The organism is Bacillus bruguierae (assembly GCF_037104725.1).
GTDB lineage: Bacteria > Bacillota > Bacilli > Bacillales > Bacillaceae_G > Bacillus_A > Bacillus_A bruguierae.
On the sequence record NZ_JBAWSX010000001.1, the window covers coordinates 593744 to 613723 of the forward strand.

The following is a 19980-nucleotide window of genomic DNA, read 5'->3' on the forward strand; positions in this document are numbered from 1 at the left end:
CCCCACTGATTAAAGTTTCACTTTATATATATTGAAAAGAAGAGAGGGAGACATGTGAAACTACTAGATTTATTGCAAAGAGGAATTGTGATTGGGGACGGAGCGATGGGAACATTGTTGTATTCTCATGGTTTACAAAGCTGCTTTGAAGAATTGAATTTATCTGAGCCGGAACGGATTATTTCGATTCATAAACAATATGTTGCCGCAGGGGCAGATGTCATTCAAACCAATACATACGGAGCAAATGAAGGGAAACTTCGTATGTACGGTCTTGAGGATCGCGTAAGGAAAATTAACCGCGCTGCTGTAAGACATGCAAAAGAAGCGGTGACAGAAAAGAATGCAATCGTAGGAACAATCGGTGGAATGAAACATATTGGAGCAGTTACAACCACGGATATGGAGCGTGAATTTATGCTCTTAGAGCAAGCAAATGCCCTGCTAGAAGAAAGTGTTGATGGGTTATTACTAGAAACATTTTACGATGAATTTGAATTACTTCATGCAGTAAAAGTATTACGGAAGCAAACCAATGTCCCTCTTATTGCGCAGCTTGCCCTTCATGAAGCTGGTACAACACAAAATGGAAATAGTGTAGATGATGTATTGAAGCAGCTTATAGAGTATGGTGCAAATGTGGTCGGATTAAATTGTCAGTTAGGGCCGCTTCATATGATTGAATCTTTTGAGACGATAGAAATTCCTAAATATAGTTATTTATCTGCGTATCCAAATGCTGGTCTTCCTAAATATGTAGAGGGCCGTTACGTATACGAAGGAAGCCCGGCTTATTTTGAAGAAATGGCGCCGGAATTTATTAAGCAAGGCGTTAGGCTGCTTGGGGGGTGTTGCGGTACAACTCCTTCTCATATCGAAGCGATGAAGCGAGCACTTGAAAATGAGCATCCTGTAACAGCTAAAGAAGTTGTAAAGCGAGCTGAAGTAATAGCAAAGCAGCGTGTAAATACAGTAGATCGAATTACATTAGCAGAAAAAGCGAAAAAGGAAACGACAGTGATTGTTGAGCTAGATCCACCCAAAACGTTGGATACGCAGAGATTTTTTGAAGGAGCTAAGGCGTTGAAGCGTGCAGGAGCAGATGCCATTACGTTAGCTGATAATTCTTTAGCGTCGCCTCGCGTATCAAATATGGCAATGGGAGCGTTATTAACAAAGCACGATATCCCTATATTAATTCATTTAACGTGCCGTGATCATAATGTGATTGGGCTGCAGTCTCATTTACTAGGATTAGCAGCGCTCGGCATGGAGGAAATATTAGCATTAACTGGAGATCCTGCGAGGGTTGGTGATTTTCCTGGTGCAACATCTGTATATGACCTTTCTTCTATAGAACTCATTAAAATGATTAAAGAAATGAACAATGGCCGGTCTATCTTAGGAAAAACAATAGGAGCAGCTACCCGTTTTTCGGTTGGTGGGGCTTTTAATCCACATGTAAGACATATCGAGGCAGCTGTAAAACGTATGGAGAAAAAAATTGCAGCTGGTGCTGAGTATTTTTTAACACAGCCCATTTATGATGCAGCAGTCATTCGAAACGTGTATGAAGCGACGAAGCATATCGAACAGCCAATTTTTATTGGGATTATGCCGCTTGTAAGTAAACGAAATGCAGACTTTTTACATTTTGAGGTGCCAGGCATTACTCTTCCAGAAGAAGTGAGAAGGCGTATGGACGGACATAAAACATCAGAAGCAGCAGTGGCAGAAGGAATTCGTATATCTAAAGAATTAATTGATGCTGCGATGGAGTTATTCAATGGTATTTATTTAATTACACCATTTTTAAAATATGAAGTGACAGAAATGCTCGTTCAGTATATTCAAGCAAGGAAAGAGCAGAAAGAAGGAATGAATATATGAGACCAATCGAGGAAAGATTACAGCAAGAAATTTTAATATTAGATGGTGCAATGGGAACGATGATTCAACAAGAAAACCTTTCGGCTGCAGATTTTGGAGGAGAAGAATATGAGGGCTGTAATGAATATTTAGTAAAAACTCGGCCAGACGTTATTTTATATATTCATAAAGAGTATATTGAAGCAGGAGCAGATATTATTGAAACGAACACATTTGGTGCAACGAACATTGTACTCAGTGATTATAACCTTTCTCACTTAGATGAGGAGTTGAATGAACGGGCTGCCAGGTTAGCGAAACAGGCTGTCAAGGAGAGCGGCAAAGAAGTATATGTAGCCGGTGCAATGGGTCCGACGACAAAAGCGATTAGTGTCACGGGTGGCGTTACTTTTCATGAGCTTATTGAGGCATACACGAGACAGGCGCGCGGTTTACTGCGCGGCGGTGTAGATCTGTTACTTGTAGAAACAAGTCAGGACATGCGAAATGTAAAAGCAGCCTGTTTAGGAATTGAAAAAGCATTTATTGAGACAGAGAAAAAAGTTTCGCTTATGATTTCCGGAACAATTGAACCGATGGGAACGACGTTAGCTGGGCAAACAATTGAAGCATTCTACTTATCGGTAGAGCATATGAATCCATTATCGGTTGGGTTAAACTGTGCAACAGGACCAGAGTTTATGAGAGAACATATTCGTTCACTTGCAGAGTTATCTGAGTGTTATATCTCTTGTTATCCAAATGCTGGACTTCCAGATGAAGACGGTCATTATCATGAATCTCCGCAATCCCTTGCCCATAAAGTAAAACAGTTTGCAGAAGAAGGCTGGGTGAATATTGTTGGCGGTTGCTGCGGGACAACGCCGGCACATATTCGTGCGATGAAAGAGGCATTATTATCATTTGAACCGCGTGTGAAACGAGAAAGAAAAGGACATGGAATTAGCGGACTTGAAGCGCTGCAATATGAAGATTCTATGCGCCCGTTATTCGTTGGGGAGCGCACGAATGTAATTGGCTCACGCAAATTTAAACGTCTTGTTGCAGAAGGGAATTTTGAAGAGGCAGCAGAAGTAGCAAGGGCACAAGTAAAGAAAAATGCCCATATTATTGATATTTGTATGGCAGACCCAGACCGTGATGAAATAGAAGATATGGAGAATTTCCTGCAAGCTGCGACGAAAGTATTAAAGGTGCCAATTATGATTGATTCGACTGATGAGAAAGTGATGAATCGAGCTCTTACTTATTTGCAAGGAAAAGGGGTGATTAACTCTATTAACTTAGAAAATGGAGAAGAGCGTTTTGAAAAAGTGATTCCACTTATTAAACAATACGGAGCTGCTATTGTTGTGGGAACAATTGATGAAGTTGGTATGGCGGTAACAGCTGAGCGGAAGCTTGAAATTGCTAAAAGAAGTTATGAGCTATTAACAATAAAATATGGAGTGCGTCCGTCAGATATTATTTTTGACGCACTTGTCTTTCCTGTTGGAACAGGTGATGAAGAATACATCGGTTCAGCTGCCGCGACAATTGAAGGCATTCGGCTCATAAAAGAAGAGATGCCTGAATGTTTAACGATATTAGGTGTAAGTAATATTTCATTTGGTTTACCGCCAGCAGGGCGCGAAGTATTAAATTCCGTCTTTTTATATCATGCGACAAAGGCTGGTTTAGATTATGCAATTGTGAATACTGAAAAGCTAGAGCGTTATGCTTCTATTTCTGAAGAAGAAAAGGCATTGGCGAATGCACTTTTGTTTGAGACGACAAAAGAAACGTTAGAGGAATTTACAAATTTTTATCGAAATGTGAGGCAAAAAGAAGTTGTAGCAGCTGAAACGTTAACACTTGATGAGCGGTTATCTCATTATATTGTAGAAGGGACAAAGCAGGGATTACATGTTGATTTACAAGAGGCACTAGATGAAGGAAGAAAGCCGCTTGACATTATTAACGGACCACTTATGGCAGGCATGGATGAAGTGGGACGTTTATTTAATAATAATGAGCTTATTGTTGCAGAAGTGCTGCAAAGTGCGGAAAGTATGAAAGCGGCCGTTTCGTATTTAGAGCCGTATATGGAGGCAAGTGATAGTGCGAAGAAAGGGAAAGTATTACTTGCGACAGTAAAAGGTGATGTGCATGACATCGGTAAAAATTTAGTAGAAATTATTTTATCAAATAATGGATATGACATTGTAAACCTCGGTATTAATGTGCGATCTGATCGTATTATTCAAGAGGTAAAAGAACAAAAACCAGATATTATTGGCTTATCAGGCTTACTTGTTAAATCTGCGCAGCAAATGGTAACGACAGCAGAAGACTTAAAAGCGGCAAATATTGATGTTCCTATTGTTGTAGGAGGTGCCGCGCTGACTCGGAAATTCACAGAAACGCGGATTTCTCCTTCTTATCAAGGACTTGTCCTATATGCAAGCGATGCGATGACAGGATTAGATCTTATCAATCGTTTGCAGCAAGAAGAGGAACGAGAAAAAATGCTTGAGGAAAAAGCGAAGCGTCACTTACATGTTGTACAAGAAGAGAAGAAGGTAGTAGAGGTACCGATTCCAATTGAAAAATTGCCGCCAGCACCAGTAATTGTACCGCATTCCACAAAACGTGTCGTTCTTCGGGATATTTCAGTAGCACATCTTGCTCCGTTTTTAAATCGGCAAATGTTAATTGGACATCACTTAGGTTTAAAAGGGAATGTGAAAAAGTTGCTACAAGAAGGGGATAGAAGGGCCCATGAACTGAACGACTTAATCGATGAATTGCTTCGCGGGGAAGAATCATGGTTACGTCCGAGCGCTGTATATCAATTTTTTCCTGCACAAAGTGAAAATCAAGACATTTTAATTTATGATCCAGAAGATCAAAATCGTGTGTTAGAGCGTTTTACATTTCCAAGACAAGGAAAAGCACCGCATTGCACGCTTGGTGATTACTTGCGCTCGGTTGGAGATGAGATGGATTATGTTGCTTTTTTAGCTGTAACAGTTGGGAAAGGTGTTCGTGCTGTAGCAGAAAAGTGGAAAGAACAAGGCGATTATTTGCGTAGCCATGCGATTCAATCACTTGCGCTGGAACTTGCAGAAGGGCTAGCTGAAAAAACGCATATGCTCATCCGTGATCGTTGGGGATTTCCAGATTCACCAAATATGACGATGGAAGAGCGGTTCCGGACAAAGTATCAAGGAATTCGCGTTTCTTTTGGTTATCCTGCGTGTCCAGAACTTGCTGATCAAGAAAAGTTATTCCGGTTGCTTCGCCCTGAAGAAATTGGAATTTCCTTAACGGAAGGGTTTATGATGGAACCAGAGGCTTCTGTATCGGCTATGGTGTTTGCTCATCCAGAAGCGCGTTATTTCAGTGTGTTATAATTAAAAGTAAAACTTTTACTAAAAGGAGACATAGACATACTGTGAAGACGATTATATTTACAGGCGGTGGTTCTGCGGGTCACGTTACGCCGAACTTAGCGCTTATACCACATTTTCAAAAGAGCGGTTGGAAGGTGTGTTATATTGGTTCACATAATGGAATCGAAAAGACGATTATTGAAAAAGAAGGGGTTCCTTATTATGGAATAGCGAGCGGAAAGCTTCGCCGTTATTTTGATTTAAAAAATATAAAAGACCCCTTTCTTGTTATGAAAGGGGTTATGGATGCGTATTTCCTTATTCGAAAGTTAAAACCGGATGTTATTTTTTCAAAAGGCGGCTTTGTGTCTGTACCAGTTGTAATTGGAGCGTGGCTAAACCGTGTTCCTGTTTTTTTACACGAGTCTGATATGACGCCTGGACTTGCAAATAAAATTGCTCTTCGCTTTGCTTCGAAAATATTTGTTACGTTTGAAGAAGCGAAAAAACATTTACCGAAAGAAAAAACAGTATTTACTGGTTCACCTGTGCGAGAAGAGGTATTGCAGGGAAGTCGAAACAAAGGACTGCAATTTTTACGATTCACTGCATCAAAACCAGTTATTACGGTTATGGGAGGCAGCTTAGGAGCACGGCGCATTAATGAAGCAGTACGCGGTGCATTACCGAACCTCCTGCAAAACTATCAAATTGTTCATTTGTGCGGGAAAGGCAATATGGATGAAAAACTTGAGAATACACCGGGATACAAGCAGTTTGAATATGTTCACGATGAACTTCCTGATATATTAGCGGCAACTGATATTGTCATTTCTCGTGCAGGATCCAATGCGATTTTCGAGTTTTTAACATTACAAAAGCCAATGTTATTAATTCCTCTTCCAAAATCTGCGAGCCGAGGGGATCAAATTTTAAACGGACAGTCTTTTGAAAAACAGGGATATGGACGTGTGTTATTTGAAGAAGACATAACAGAAACTTTGCTAATTGAATATGTAGAAGAACTGTATAAAAATCGTTTGCAGTATAAAAGATCGATGCAGCAATATAGCGGTCAAGAGGCCTTGCAAACGATTATTGATTATGTAACGAAAGCATGATTTCTATGAAATCATGCTTTTCCGCCTTTTTTTTCATAAAGTAACGGAGTAGTTATGAATTTTTTCTGATATTCTCTTAAAAAATGAATAAACTAATAGTATGATGTAGTTAATTGGTAATAAAACCAATTATAGGTGTATTTCTATTTAACGTAACTACTCAGTTACTATGTAAAAAGGGAGAAAAGTCTTTTTTACAATGGCCAGGAGGGACTGGCGATGCATAGGAGTGGTCAAGGTCTCTTCCTGCCACGTGCAAAGTTTGAAAACAAAAATAGACCAGGCCTCTGCTCTGTTTGCATGACAGTGGTCTATATGCCAAAAATGAAAATAACTTCCTATAGGCAATAAGGAGCGTATTTTCGTTGGAATCATACTTCTTATTAAACTTCTAAATGAAATGTATGACGGAGTAGTTACTATTTAACAACATGATAAGAGGGGGGAGAAAATGAAACAAGATTTGAACAAAAAAATAGAATCTCTAGAAATAGCAATTGATACAATGCGGGAGACGCTCTATGAGTTAAAAGCACAGCAAAGGGCAATGGACGAAGAAAGGGTTCAACAAGTAAAGGAACCTATTGAGAAGAAACAAGAAGTTAGTATCCCTGTGCAAAATGTACGACAAGAAGAAAGAGTCATTAACCAAGAAAGTGTGAAGGAACCGGAGATAAAGCAGGTAGATATATCGGCATTTAAGCCTGAACCATTTGATATTATAAAATTTTGTCAAACGTGGCTGCCGCGTATTTTCGTTGCCATTATGCTGCTTGGCGTAATTTGGCTATTTAAAGCGGGAGTAGATGCAGGATTACTTACTCCAGCAATTCGTATTGTATTTGGCGTAGCATTATCAGTTGTTTTGTATTATGTAGGTGATATACAAATAAAAAAAGAACGTCAAGCCTTAGGTTTAGTGTTAGCTGGAGGAAGTATTACAGGCATTGTGTTAACGACGTTCGCTGCGCATTATTTGTATCATTTCTTTCCAGCAAGCATTGCATTTATATTTAACATTATTTGGATTATACTCGGTATCTATTTAGCTAAGCGATATCAATCAGAGTATCTCGCTATATTTGTATCTGTAGGAGCCTTTTTTGTACCGTTCTTATTAAATAGTACAACACCTAACCCTTACATTTTCTTTGGATATGAAACAGTGTTAACGATTAGTTTATTATGGTATGCGTATAAAAATCGCTATCAATATTTATATATGATATCTTACTCCGTTTCTGTACTTGTAACGTTTGTCTTTTTTGTAATTATGACAGTGTTATTAGGGCACTTACAAGTGCAATTAACGATTGTTTATGGATTCATTCATATTCTGCTTTTCTGGCATATGTTTATTGATCGAAGTTTTATTTATCAACCTAGAATGGCTTTGTTTAGTGCTAATGCAATCTTCTTTATTATGGCAATTGTGAAGATTCCAGATTTTACAACATGGGGATTGGTAATTAGTACAATTGTACACACTGTAATGTTTGTAGCTGACTATATGAAAAATAAAAAATCGTTATTTACGGATCTTTTATTTGGTTTTGCGATGGGGTCGTTTAGTTTAGCGGTTTTATATGAATTTAGTTTAGTGAATGGAGCAATTGTATTGATGCTACAAGGTTTTTTAGGCGTCGTTACTTCTGCGAAATTAAAACAAGGAATCAAATTTTATATTAGTGCGGTTATTTATATAATCGGTATGTTGCAAACGCTTGTTAGTCCATTTGAGACATTCATGTCAGCAGCTTTTATAGCCCATCTCATTTTAGTTGGAACATTTTATTATGGAATGGTGAAAGTGAAACCAATGTTGCAACATTTTGGGAAGTATGTGTATTCGATTACGTTATATGGCTTTATGTTGCTCGTATTTATTACGATTACTAGAATAGGAGAGGTTCTTTCAACAGACGGAAGTATTATTAGTGTATTTGTCTCTTTTTTATGGATGATATATGCTTTAGTTTCAGTTTGGTTTGGTCGTAATAGAGGGATGAATGAAATATTATACGCCGGATTAGTCGTGTTAGTTGTGACTGTGATTAAGTTATTCTTCTTAGATTTACCAGAAGTATCAATGATGATTCGTGCAGTATTATTCTTACTTATTGGTGGGCTAGGGATTGTTATTTCTAGAATGTTTTTCTCGAAAGAAAAAGGTGAGTAGTAAAAAAAGCAATCCATTTAGGATTGCTTTTTAAGATAGAGATAACCGCATACTTTATCCCGCTATTTGTGGGCAGTAAGACCCCCGCCTCAAGATTCAGAGAGAAGCAAAGAAGATAGGTGAGGAATAACTTGCCCGTAAAAGCCCGATTGGGCGGGCTAACCGTCAGTGGGGGATGAAGAAAACCCCCACTGACGGAAGTTTCACTTTATGTTACAATAACATAGATTTGATAGGGAAATTCTAATTGTTGACGCGTGTAAATACGGATGAGATTAGGAGTGACTACGTTGGGGCTAAGTCTCTATGAAAATATTGCTCTAGTTGTTTGTTTAGTACTGTATATTGGTAGTATTATAGTTTATATGGGACGGAATTTTTCACAAGAACGAAAATTAGAAAAATCAGAAATTACAGCTGAATTAGATATGTTAAATGATAAAATTGATAAAAAAGTAAATAGAGAATTGTAAATGTCCCTTTCCCCTAAGATTTTTCTACCTATTTTTGTATATGAAGGAGAGAGGTAGCATGAAATTTTACATTGCTTCAGCCTTTACAAATAAACACATTGTCCACCTTGTAGCGGATAAACTGAAACAAGCAGGGTGGATTCATACATATGATTGGACAAAAAATGAAAAAGCGACAAATAGATTAGAATTAGAAAGTATTGGACAAGCAGAAAAACAAGCTGTACGAGACGCAGACGTTTTTCTGCTTTTATTAAATGGAGGAAAAGGAAGTCATACAGAATTCGGAATGGCACTTGCTTGGGGAAAGGAAATATTTGTGTATAGAGGAAACAGTCATTTGGATACAACATTTTATCATTTACCGGAAGTGCGTATCGTTGAAGATAACCTAGATGGATTTATTGAACAAGTGTTAGAGGGAGCAGGGGTATGATTACAATTAATGATCCTATATATGGTGAACATTATATAGATGGTGTGCTCGCAGAACTATTACAATCAAAGGCAGTACAACGTTTACAGAAGATTCATCAAGGCGGTGCAAGCTTTCTTGTGAATCCAAAGTGGAACGTAACACGTTATGAGCACTCTGTCGGTGTTATGATTCTTGTGAAAATGTTAGGTGGTAGTGTAGAAGAACAAATTGCGGCATTGCTTCATGATGTATCTCATACAGCATTTTCCCACATTGTAGATCACGTATTAGAAGAGCAAGATGAGGATTATCATGAACAAATTTTTATGAATGTTATTGAAGCTTCAGATATCCCATCTATTTTGCAGAGATATGGCTATGATTATAGAATGATTGAGAAATGGGAACAATGGACGTTGTTAGAGCAACCTCTTCCGAATTTATGTGCAGATCGTATAGACTATACGTTACGGGATTTATATACATATGGAATGATTTCAAAGCAAGAAGTGTGTTCTTTTTTAGAAGATGTAACCGTTCATAACGGACAAATCTGTTTACAATCTGTACAGGCAGCAGAATGGTTTACAGAAGCTTATTACAAAGAAACGATTGAGTTCTTTTTGCATCCGTTGAATTCGTATGGTTACTATATATTAACAGAGGTATTAAAAGAAGCGTTGCAAAGAAATATTTTACACCTATCTGACTTTTCAACTGATGATGAAACGGTGTTACATCTATTACGAAATTGCGGAGATTGTGAAATTGATAAGATGCTGAGTTCGCTACATTCGAAAGTAGTATTGGAAGAGAGTGACACAGAGTATGACATTTGTTATAAGGGGGGAAAAGAACGATTAATTGATCCGCTCATTTATATAAATGATATGATGCAAAGAGCGTCTGTCGCATCTCCATTTGTTAAACAGTGTAATGAGAAAGCGAAAAAGCAATTGAAACAAAACGTATATGTAAAAATAAAGAGTGTATAAAAGGAGTTATAAAATATGAATGTAGAACAAGGATGGAAAACAAACTTTTTAACAGTTATACAGCAAAGTGAATATAAGAAAGGTGCAACTTTAGCACAATTACTATTTGAAGACGGCGAAGAAGTAGAAGAACTCGTCGATGATTATGGGTACGAAGAGATTATCAATCGTGAACATGATGAGGAACTAGAAGAGATTTTAGGTGAAGAATTATTTTATGAACTTGAGCGTAATGTTTTTATGTCGTCGCAGCCAAAAGAGAAATTCATTACCTTTTTGAATGGCTTAGGGTTTCAATCATTAGACTATATCGTGTTATTAGAAGCAGAATTTCATGTGGATAGTGCGATGTTTTCAGCTGATGCAGTGAAAAAGTTAGAGAAGCGTTTCCCCCAATTCCCTTATGTAGAAGATAAGCAAACGATTTTTGATATGACATTAGAAGAAGCGATTGAATTATTAGAGAATGTGACAGGTCTTAAGATTAAAGAAAATATGAATGTATAAAAAAGAACGTGCTTAGCACGTTCTTTTTTACAGAATAATTGTATGTTCTACGTTTTTATATAAATCCTTTTTAATTTTTTCACATATAAGTCGCTGCTATGCAGAATACAACATGACCTGAACTCACTTGCTCCCTTTTGTTTTAACCTCGTATGTGGCAGGAAAAGACCCTGACCGCTTCTATGCACGGCCAGATGCTCTTGTTCTCCCATAAAAAGAAAGGGGTTTTATGTTAGTTTTTAACTTATATATATATTATTTTCAATAATCGTATTTAAATACTCAACCTTTCGGATGCAAGATTGTATATGCTTTTCGACTTCATGCAATTCTGTAAGGTGATGCGTTTCGATAGGATGAATGTGCACGCTGAACTTTTCAAATTGAGCACTATAGGTAATTTCCGCATAGCCACTCATAATATCTGTTATATTTTGAAATAGATATTGTTTTGTTTTTTCACAATATGTTACATCTTGAAATCCATATGATTTTAACGTTTCGATGATTTTTGTAATTATTACTGTATTCATTGTTTTTCCTCTTTAAGAATTTCGACTTTATCCCGCTTTAACGGGCAGTAAGACCCCCACCTCAAGATGCTGAGAGAAACAAGGAAGATAGGTGGGGGATAACTGCCCATAAAAGCCCGATTCGTTCAACTAACCATCAGTGGGGGATGAAAAACCCCACTGATGGAAGTTTCACTTTATCCCGCTATTTGCGGACAGTAAGCCCTTCACCTTAAGACTGTGAGAAAGCCAAAAAGATTGTGAAGAATAACTGCCCGTAAAAAACGATGTATGAAAATGACCATTAGTGAAGCCACCTTTTGATGACGATTTCACTGTATTAGTATAACATGAGTCCATTTAAGAAAGCGCTATCAATTTATTTCTAACACGAATTTTTATGTATATTTTATAAAATTAAAATAAATGAAAAATAATTGTAATAAAGCAAAAAAGTAGAGTACTCTTTCACTGTTTCATCATATACATAGATAAGTGGAGCAAATGAAAGAGGTGAAGATGTTGAACTTTGATATTACAGGACAAAAAGCATATGTAAAAGATGGACCGCATCGAAATCAAATAGGAATCATAAAACGAGATAGTGCGGAGAACAGTGCAAAATATGTGATTGTAATTGACGGTATGGATATTGATATTGAATTAAAAGATATTGTTTTAATTGATGTAGATGTTCGGCAATTTCATGATTGGTGTGAAGAGCAAGGTTATTTATAAAACAATAGCTGTGTATGATATTGAAGGTCATAAAGTGAAACTTTAATCAGTGGGGGTTTTCTTCATCCCCCACTGATTATTAGCCCTCCCAATCGGGCGCATGCCAGCAGTTTATCTCCCACCGAACATTCTAGCCACTGGAGCTGGACAATGCTTTACCGAATTTTGAGGTGGGAGTATTACTGCCCACGAATAGCGGGATAAAAAGTCTTTTCTATAAGTTGATGCAGTGAGGCTTAAACAGATCATTTTCATTTTAACTAACATTATAAGAAAGAAAAACACCCTGGTAATCCAGGGTGTTTTCTTTCTTATAATGCAACTTCTTCAGCTTTATTGACTGCTTCATTGTACGCATGTACATCTAACTCTCCAAGCCATTTGCTAGAAATAAGACCAGCTGTCATAGAGCCGCTCACGTTTAAAGCTGTGCGTCCCATATCAATTAATGGTTCAACAGAGATTAATAGAGCAACAATTTCAATTGGCAAGTTCATAGTAGAAAGTACGATGAGTGCTGCAAATGTTGCTCCGCCTCCGACACCAGCAACGCCGAATGAACTAATTGCAACAACAGCGATTAACGTTAAGATAAATTGCGGCTGTAATGGGTCGATGCCAACTGTTGGCGCGACCATCATGGCAAGCATTGCAGGATAAATACCAGCACATCCGTTTTGACCAATTGATACACCAAAGGAAGCAGCAAAGTTTGCAATTCCTTCTGAAACGCCAAGTTTTTCTTTTTGCGCTTCAATATTTAACGGCATTGTACCTGCACTTGAGCGTGAAGTAAACGCAAATGTTAAAACAGGGAACACCTTTTTCAAATATTGCATTGGGTTTAAACCAGAAAGAGCAATCAGTAATAAGTGAATAATAAACATAACAATAAGTGCTACGTAAGATGCCAAAACAAAATTACCAAGTTTTAAAATAGCTTGCACATCACTTCCTGAAACTGTTTTTGCCATTAGAGCAAGTACGCCGTATGGGGTAAGACGTAAAATTAATGTAACCATCCGCATGACGACCGCATATACGGCATCTAGCATATTCTTAAATTGTTCCGCTTGTTCGGGATATTTCTTTTTCACTCCTAAGAAGGCAATCCCAATTAATGCGGCAAAAATGACAACAGAAATTGTTGATGTTGGACGAGCACCTGTTAAATCTAGAAATGGATTTGCAGGAAGTAGTTCCAACAATTTTTGTGGAATGGGTGTTTGCTCAATGGAAGTGAATTTTTCTTGTACTAATTTTAAGCGAGCTGCTTCTGCGCTTCCTTGCTGCAAGCCAGTTGCTTGCAAGTCAAAACCAGCACTTGCTGCAATTCCGACTGCAGCCGCAATTCCAGTTGTAAGAAGTAAAATGCCGATAATAAGGCCGCTAATTTTGCCAAGATTATTGGTTAGCTTTAATTTTGTAAACGCTGAAATAATTGAAACTAAAATAAGTGGCATAACGATCATTTGTAATAATTTAACATAGCCACTTCCGATTAAGTTAAACCAATTATTAGACTGGATAATGACTTCAGAAGTTGGTTTATAAAAAAATTGTAAAATAAGTCCAAATATAATTCCGAGTCCGAGCGCAGTAAATACACGTTTATTAAAAGAAAGATGTTTACGTTGCATATAATATAGCGCACCGACTAATAGAAGCATAATGATGATGTTTATGCTAACTAACAATGTATCCATACTGTTTTCCTCCTTAAAATTTGTTACATATAAATATATTCAAAGAAAACCAATAAGTCAACTAGGTAATTAAAAGAAGATAAAAAAAGATGGCATATATGCCATCTTAATGTCCAATTCCTGGTGTAAGAAGAAATGTCGTATAGTATGTAAACCCAATGAAGAAGACTGTTAAATATGCCCCAAAAACATAAATGTACATGCGCTCTGTTAATTTTAAATAACTTAAAAGTACAAAAAAACCTGTTTGTCCTAAAAACAATAGTGCTGCCCCATACATATCCCCTAAATAAAACATTACGGAAAAAATACCAGTCCAAAAGCCGAGAACGCGAAACATGCGCTCCATCCCATTCCCCTCCCTTTATATGAACTCAATACTCTTTTTAATTATAATGCACTTTTCTAACTATTGTAAACATTTACAAAATAATAAGAAGCCAGTATAATCTGGCTTCTTATTTTACAGATGAAGATGATAATTACAAGACTTACAACCTGTTTCGAACATAGTATCATTATGTGTTAATTCCATGTTTGGAAATAGAACTTCAAAGATACCTTTCATCATATCTACGTGCATGTTACAAATTTCTTTTGGGTGACGTACGGCAACTTCTTTAAATGGACAATTGTATACATCATAGAAAATTTTTGATCCATCGGTGCTTAATTCAAATTCTGGAGATAAGCCCGCTGTTGTTAAAGCTTCTTTGGCAATTTGTATTTTTTGTTCAACCGTCAATTCATTTTCGTTAATGCTTAATCGATTTAGCTGTTGTTCCATTAATTCTTTACCAAACTTTTTACCCGTTTCATATAGTGCTTTCTCACCGATTTCGCCTAAGCTAAGTAATGTATTGCAAGCAATTTGTGCTAACAATTGATAATCACGAAACGGAAATTGCAGTTGAATTACATCATCTGATAAGACATATAATCGACTTGGTCGGCCGCCTTTACCCGTTTTTTTTGTTTCCGATTTTAGCATATTTACATCTTCTAGCTTTGAAAGATGTAAACGCGCAACATTTGGATGAATATCAAATTCGTCAGCAATTTCTTGTACGGTAACCTCAGTGTGTTTTTGGGAAATATATTTATAAATATAATAGCGTGTTGGGTCAGAAAGTACGTTTGTAATTTTTAAAGCTTGTTCCATGAGGATCGCCACCTTTGTCAGTTTATCTGGGATAACAATATTATAATATAGATAATGTTGTATAATCATGTTTTTGGGCAATGATTCATTAATTGTTCATAATTTCACAAACTGTTTTGGTTTTTTAATTTGTGAAATTCAAAAATAATGCAATAAAAATAGCAAATTCACTATTTTTCTTTTCAGGATGGCCATGATATATAAAGAGTGAGGAGGCGATAACAGTGAATGCTGTCGAACAGTTTGCTGACACAATTATGAAAGAAGCATGCAGGTTGCGCGCATCAGATCTTCATATTGTGCCGCGGCACGAAGATGCTGTTGTACAATTACGTATTGGAAAAGATTTGGTGACAAAGCATCATATTTCAAAAGAATTTTGTGAACGACTTGTATCACACTTTAAGTTTTTAGCAGCTATGGATATTGGTGAAAGGAGAAAGCCGCAAAATGGTTCATTGCAGATGAAGGTTGATGATGAGGAGGTATATTTACGCCTTTCTACTTTGCCAACTGTGCATCATGAAAGTCTCGTTATTCGGTTGCACTTACAAACTGCGGTTCCGAACCTCTCTCATCTTTCATTATTCCCAAATTCCGCAAAAACACTTCTCTCTTTTTTACACCATTCGCACGGATTAATTATTTTTACAGGACCGACAGGGTCAGGGAAAACGACGACGATGTATGCTCTTTTAGAAGTAGCAAAGAAGGCGCAGACTCGCCGCATTGTTACACTGGAGGATCCAGTTGAAAAGAAAAAGGATGGGCTATTACAAATTCAAATTAATGAAAAAGCTGGTATTACGTATGCAACGGGATTGAAAGCGATTTTACGTCATGATCCAGACATTATTTTAGTAGGAGAAATTCGTGATGAGGAAACAGCAAAGGTGGCGGTTCGAGCAAGTTTGACAGGTCATTTAGTTATGACGACATTGCATACGAATGATGCGAAAAGTGCGGTGTTACGTTTAATGGATTATGGTATTACCCTGCTAGAAATTGAACAATCGCTATTAGCAGTAGCGGCGCAGCGGCTAGTGGAATTAAAATGTCCATTTTGCAAAGGGAAATGCTCACCTCTATGCAAAAAAATGCGTCACGTACGCCGAGCGAGCATTTATGAATTATTGTATGGTGATGAGTTGAAAGAAGTCATTTATGAAGCAAATGGAAAACAAGCGACGTACCAATATACAACGCTTCAAGATGAATTAAGAAAAGGATATGCACTAGGGTTTATTGAAGAAGATGTTTATGTTTAAGCAAGAAAAGTGGCGGTTACATGAACAAGCATTATTGCTCCGAAGGCTTGGCGAACTTTTAGAGAAAGGATATTCTTTATTACATGCATTAGAGTTTCTGCATTTTCACTTAACCCCGAGTAAACAAATACAGCTTCAAGATGCTGCTGAAGAATTTAAAAAGGGAAGCAGCTTACATGATGTGTTTTATAAACTTGCATTTCATCCCGATATTTTAAGCTATTTATTTTATGCCGAGCAGCATGGTGACATTGCCTTTGCGTTGCAGAAAGGGAGCTCACTCCTCGGTAGAAAAGATAAACATCAAAAAAATATGATGAAGGTGCTGCGCTATCCATTCGTTCTTTCTTTGTTTTTATTAGGCATACTCCTCGTATTTAATCTAGTTCTTCTTCCACAGTTCTCTACTTTATACCGTTCACTCCATGGATCATCCACTTCATTTACAGACAATATTTTAACAGTTATTCAAGCACTTCCGTATGTTATGGGAGGCGTCGTTTTTGCAATTGGCACCCTAGCGCTTATATATATGCTGTATGTGAAAAGGTTGCATCCGGTTACGAGAATGGATATTTGTATGAGAGTGCCTCTTATAAAAATGTTTTTTAAATTAACAAACTCACACTATTTTGCAATTCAATTAAGCGGTCTTTTACAAGGCGGGCTATCTATATTAGAAGCGCTCACGTTAATGAAGGAGCAAAAGCATCATTTGTTTTTTCAATGCGAGGCTCTTAAAATACAGGAATTATTAACGATAGGTGAACATCTTGATTCTATTATGATGAATCGTTCGTACTATGAACAGGAGCTCGCTTATATTATTAAACATGGACAAGCGAATGGCAATTTAGCAACTGAGCTTGCCGATTATAGTGAAATGACAATAGAAAAAATCGAAGAGAAAATTAATCGTATGTTGTTTGTTATACAACCCCTTTTGTTTGCATGTATCGGAATGGTGGTTGTGCTTATGTATTTAGCGATGATTATGCCGATGTTTCAAATGATGAATTCTATTTAGGAGGCGTGTTCTGTGAAAAATGAAAAAGGCTTTACGTTGTTAGAAATGTTGCTTGTTATGGTTGTAATTTCTGTGTTGCTACTGCTTATTATTCCAAATGTCGTAAACCAGCGTTCTTCTGTACAAGGAAAGGGATGCGATGCCTTTGTAAAATCTGTTGAATCACAAGTACAAGCTTATCAATTAGAACATAATAAAATTCCAACGGTGGATGATTTGTATACGGGTAAGTATATTACATCTAAAACTTGTCCAAAAGGGGAGAGTATTACAATCGATACTGCAAATGGAGAGGTTAAAGTTGTAGGGAAATCGTGAAGAAAAATGGTTTTACATTATTAGAAATGCTCCTCGTATTAAGTGCTATTTCTATTTTAAGTGTTGTAACGTATTTTAATTTATCGTCGATTTATGAAAAACAAAAGATGAATCAGTTTATGCAGCAATTTTCTCAAGATATCCTTTTTATGCAACAAGTAGCGATGAGCCGCCATAATCGTCACACATTACGGTGGTTTCCTAATCAGGCTTCGTACAGCATTACATCGTCAGGAGAAACAAATCCGGTTCTTGTTCGTTATTATCCATCTGATATACAGGTGAATGTAAACACATTCCCTAATCCAATGAGTTATGGGACGGACGGTAATATTAATAGAGGCGGAACAATTATTATTTCTTATAAATCCAAAACGTACCATGTTGTATTTCAACTTGGGAGGGGAAGATTTACGTATTATGAAGTGTGACAAAGGTTCGGTTATGCTAGAAATTCTTGTGTCTCTTAGTTTGTTAATGATGACGGTTTCGCTATTACTTCCGCAAACGCTTCTCATTATGCAAGAAAGAAAAAATATTCAGTTTCGGTATAAAGCGCAGCTACTTTTGAAAGAAGCGGCAGCTGCATATATGTATGATCATATAGTTTCGCCAGTAATAGAAAAGCGATATGAAAATACGGTATATACAATTCAATGGGAGATCGAAAAGGTGTGTGTAATGTGGAAAGATAGTAAACAGCGTGAGAATGAACGGTGTCGTTATGTTAAAAAATAAACAAGCTGGGTTCACGTTGTTAGAAGTTATGATATGTTTTCTATTTTTATCTGTATTTTTTCTTCTTCTCCCGCGTCTTCAAGTCCTCTTTATAGAACCTCCGTACCCTAAACAGATAATGAATTGGGAATGGAACGTTTTTTTAGAGCAAGTGCAAATTGAGTTTCGCGAAGTGGAAGAAGGAAATAACGGAGACGGAAAATTATTTTTCAAAACAAAGGCTGGAGAACGAATCACATATGACATGTCTGGAAATAATGTTGTTCGAAAAGTAAATGGGACGGGACATGAAGTTCTTTTACAAAAAGTAGAGAATATTTCTTATCAATTAGCAGCTCATACATTAATGATACGTGTACAGGATATAGGCGGTAAAGTATATGATGGTATTGTTACCCGTTATTCTGTTATTGAGGTGAAAGGATGAGATCGGAAAGTGGATTTACAATGCCAGGAACAATCATCCTCATATTTTTACTCATGTCTTTTTTAGTATATGAGACAAATATATTCCTATCAGATCAAAAATTTTATACAGAAGCAGAAGAATTGTTTATTTTAGAAGAAATAACGAACCAAGCTGTTGCCGATGTGAAACAAGAATTACAAGCTAAAATGGAAAAAAGAGAATTTTTTTATGCGTATGAAAAAGGAGAAGCAAAGGGAGATTACACAATAGTAGATGGGAATGCCTTTATTATTTTACAATGTATAACAAAACGAAAGCACACATGTAAAGTTAGCTTTCGTTATAATACAAATAACGAAGCGATTACGCATTGGCAAGAGGAGAGAGGATAACATGAAAGCATTATATATAACAGGTTTTATGGGATCGGGGAAAACAACAGTTGGTAAAGCGTTAAGCAGTGCACTTCATATGCCGGTTATTGATACAGATCAATGTATTGAAGAGAAGACAAAGAAAATCATTCGGGATATCTTTTCAGAAGAAGGGGAAGATGTGTTTCGAAAGTATGAAAGTGAAGTGCTGCAATTACTGCCGACAAATAATTATATTATTACAACTGGAGGCGGAATCGTCGAAAAAGCCGAGAACCGAGAGTGGATGAAAGAACGTGGTACTGTAATTTATTTGTACTGTGATCCATATGTGATTGCAGAGCGAATTGCTGGGGATACAACAAGACCGTTATTTCAAAAAGAAAATATAAGGTCGTTTATCGAGAAATTTGAAAAGCGTCAAGTTTATTATGAAGAAGCAACAGTGAAGATCGACACGACAAATAAAAGTATTGAAGCAATTGTTCAAGAAATTCAGGGGTGGATTACTAAATAAAAAAGTGGACATACTAATCTAGTAGAGGTGATAGATATGTCTACAAATGATTATATAAAATATGTCACACAACAATTCGTATCATATATGGATGCTCCAAAAGAGGATCGAAAACAAAAACGGCAGCAGCGCCGTGAAGAGAGAGAACCATTTTTGAATCGTTGGTTTGGTATGTTGCCGGTAAGCGCCGCAATCTTTTATCGCCAAATGAAGAAAAAGAAATTAAGTTAAGTATTTTTGGGGATAATTTACAA

The 19980-nt window shown here is 36.9% G+C and carries 22 protein-coding genes; 18 read left to right on the forward strand and 4 right to left on the reverse strand.

All coding sequences use genetic code 11. The features are described 5' to 3' along the window. Nucleotides 1-54 precede the first annotated feature (54 nt). The 8 genes from WAZ07_RS02955 (at nucleotide 55) to WAZ07_RS02990 (ending at nucleotide 10957) form a co-directional block, all read left to right on the forward strand. Nucleotides 55-1890 carry a bifunctional homocysteine S-methyltransferase/methylenetetrahydrofolate reductase gene (locus WAZ07_RS02955; protein ID WP_336471245.1) on the forward strand — a complete coding sequence of 612 codons (1836 nt, stop codon included), beginning with the start codon at nucleotides 55-57 and terminating at the stop codon, nucleotides 1888-1890. Further along, nucleotides 1887-5285 carry a methionine synthase gene (gene metH, locus WAZ07_RS02960; RefSeq protein ID WP_336471246.1) on the forward strand — a complete coding sequence of 1133 codons (3399 nt, stop codon included), beginning with the start codon at nucleotides 1887-1889 and terminating at the stop codon, nucleotides 5283-5285. The genes WAZ07_RS02955 and metH overlap by 4 nt, the downstream gene beginning before the upstream one ends. 41 nt (nucleotides 5286-5326) lie before the next feature. Further along, entirely contained in the window at nucleotides 5327-6385 is a 1059-nt protein-coding gene (locus tag WAZ07_RS02965) for an undecaprenyldiphospho-muramoylpentapeptide beta-N-acetylglucosaminyltransferase (RefSeq protein WP_336471247.1), read from the forward strand. 451 nt (nucleotides 6386-6836) lie between these two features. Beyond that, nucleotides 6837-8564, forward strand: coding sequence for a DUF2339 domain-containing protein (locus WAZ07_RS02970; RefSeq protein WP_336471248.1), 1728 nt, complete (start codon nucleotides 6837-6839; stop codon nucleotides 8562-8564). A 269-nt stretch (nucleotides 8565-8833) separates the two neighbouring features. Beyond that, entirely contained in the window at nucleotides 8834-9037 is a 204-nt protein-coding gene (locus WAZ07_RS02975; protein WP_090913785.1) for a DUF3966 domain-containing protein, read from the forward strand. A 58-nt stretch (nucleotides 9038-9095) separates the two neighbouring features. Further along, nucleotides 9096-9473: a nucleoside 2-deoxyribosyltransferase gene (locus WAZ07_RS02980; RefSeq protein ID WP_336471249.1), complete on the forward strand. Its 378-nt coding sequence runs from the start codon at nucleotides 9096-9098 to the stop codon at nucleotides 9471-9473. Next, the gene (locus tag WAZ07_RS02985; protein WP_336471420.1) at nucleotides 9473-10450 is read left to right on the forward strand and encodes an HD domain-containing protein; all 978 of its coding nucleotides are present in this window, start codon (nucleotides 9473-9475) and stop codon (nucleotides 10448-10450) included. Before WAZ07_RS02980 ends, WAZ07_RS02985 begins: the two co-directional genes overlap by 1 nt. Before the next feature lie 15 nt (nucleotides 10451-10465). Further along, nucleotides 10466-10957 (forward strand): hypothetical protein, encoded by a 492-nt coding sequence (locus WAZ07_RS02990; RefSeq protein WP_336471250.1) that lies wholly within the window; start codon nucleotides 10466-10468, stop codon nucleotides 10955-10957. A gap of 239 nt (nucleotides 10958-11196) precedes the next feature. Here WAZ07_RS02990 and WAZ07_RS02995 read toward each other — a convergent pair whose 3' ends face one another. Further along, on the reverse strand, nucleotides 11197-11490 hold the full coding sequence (locus tag WAZ07_RS02995; protein ID WP_336471251.1) for a hypothetical protein: 294 nt from the start codon (nucleotides 11488-11490) through the stop codon (nucleotides 11197-11199). 501 nt (nucleotides 11491-11991) lie between these two features. Here WAZ07_RS02995 and WAZ07_RS03000 point away from each other — a divergent pair. Further along, on the forward strand, nucleotides 11992-12207 hold the full coding sequence (locus tag WAZ07_RS03000; RefSeq protein WP_139207622.1) for a DUF3912 family protein: 216 nt from the start codon (nucleotides 11992-11994) through the stop codon (nucleotides 12205-12207). Between the two features lie 311 nt (nucleotides 12208-12518). Here the strand turns inward: WAZ07_RS03000 and WAZ07_RS03005 are convergent, their stop codons facing one another. From WAZ07_RS03005 to WAZ07_RS03015, 3 genes are all read right to left on the reverse strand, one after another. Further along, nucleotides 12519-13913 carry an L-cystine transporter gene (locus tag WAZ07_RS03005; RefSeq protein WP_336471252.1) on the reverse strand — a complete coding sequence of 465 codons (1395 nt, stop codon included), beginning with the start codon at nucleotides 13911-13913 and terminating at the stop codon, nucleotides 12519-12521. Nucleotides 13914-14019: 106 nt separating this feature from the next. Further along, complete coding sequence (locus WAZ07_RS03010; RefSeq protein ID WP_020061634.1) at nucleotides 14020-14262, reverse strand: DUF2626 domain-containing protein; 243 nt, start codon at nucleotides 14260-14262, stop codon at nucleotides 14020-14022. A gap of 114 nt (nucleotides 14263-14376) precedes the next feature. Beyond that, the gene (locus tag WAZ07_RS03015) at nucleotides 14377-15075 is read right to left on the reverse strand and encodes a helix-turn-helix transcriptional regulator (protein ID WP_336471253.1); all 699 of its coding nucleotides are present in this window, start codon (nucleotides 15073-15075) and stop codon (nucleotides 14377-14379) included. Nucleotides 15076-15299: 224 nt separating this feature from the next. Between WAZ07_RS03015 and comGA the strand changes: the two genes are divergently transcribed. Genes comGA through WAZ07_RS03060 form a run of 9 tightly spaced genes read left to right on the forward strand, consistent with a single transcriptional unit; the run spans nucleotide 15300 to nucleotide 19957 of the window. Next, nucleotides 15300-16343, forward strand: a complete 1044-nt coding sequence (comGA, locus tag WAZ07_RS03020; RefSeq protein ID WP_336471254.1) for a competence type IV pilus ATPase ComGA — start codon at nucleotides 15300-15302, stop codon at nucleotides 16341-16343. After that, a complete protein-coding gene (gene comGB / locus WAZ07_RS03025) occupies nucleotides 16330-17370 on the forward strand; it encodes a competence type IV pilus assembly protein ComGB (RefSeq protein ID WP_336471255.1) in 1041 nt (346 codons plus the stop codon). The genes comGA and comGB overlap by 14 nt, the downstream gene beginning before the upstream one ends. A gap of 12 nt (nucleotides 17371-17382) precedes the next feature. Continuing rightward, nucleotides 17383-17688 carry a competence type IV pilus major pilin ComGC gene (gene comGC / locus WAZ07_RS03030; RefSeq protein ID WP_090913806.1) on the forward strand — a complete coding sequence of 102 codons (306 nt, stop codon included), beginning with the start codon at nucleotides 17383-17385 and terminating at the stop codon, nucleotides 17686-17688. Continuing rightward, entirely contained in the window at nucleotides 17685-18119 is a 435-nt protein-coding gene (gene comGD, locus WAZ07_RS03035) for a competence type IV pilus minor pilin ComGD (protein WP_090913808.1), read from the forward strand. Before comGC ends, comGD begins: the two co-directional genes overlap by 4 nt. Beyond that, nucleotides 18109-18426, forward strand: a complete 318-nt coding sequence (locus WAZ07_RS03040; protein WP_336471256.1) for a type II secretion system protein — start codon at nucleotides 18109-18111, stop codon at nucleotides 18424-18426. The genes comGD and WAZ07_RS03040 overlap by 11 nt, the downstream gene beginning before the upstream one ends. Next, a complete protein-coding gene (gene comGF, locus WAZ07_RS03045; RefSeq protein WP_336471257.1) occupies nucleotides 18413-18853 on the forward strand; it encodes a competence type IV pilus minor pilin ComGF in 441 nt (146 codons plus the stop codon). Before WAZ07_RS03040 ends, comGF begins: the two co-directional genes overlap by 14 nt. Further along, a complete protein-coding gene (gene comGG, locus WAZ07_RS03050; protein WP_090913814.1) occupies nucleotides 18850-19227 on the forward strand; it encodes a competence type IV pilus minor pilin ComGG in 378 nt (125 codons plus the stop codon). Before comGF ends, comGG begins: the two co-directional genes overlap by 4 nt. 1 nt (nucleotide 19228) lies before the next feature. Beyond that, entirely contained in the window at nucleotides 19229-19726 is a 498-nt protein-coding gene (locus WAZ07_RS03055) for a shikimate kinase (protein ID WP_336471258.1), read from the forward strand. Nucleotides 19727-19762: 36 nt separating this feature from the next. Then, complete coding sequence (locus WAZ07_RS03060; RefSeq protein ID WP_090913818.1) at nucleotides 19763-19957, forward strand: YqzE family protein; 195 nt, start codon at nucleotides 19763-19765, stop codon at nucleotides 19955-19957. Nucleotides 19958-19980: the final 23 nt, after the last annotated feature.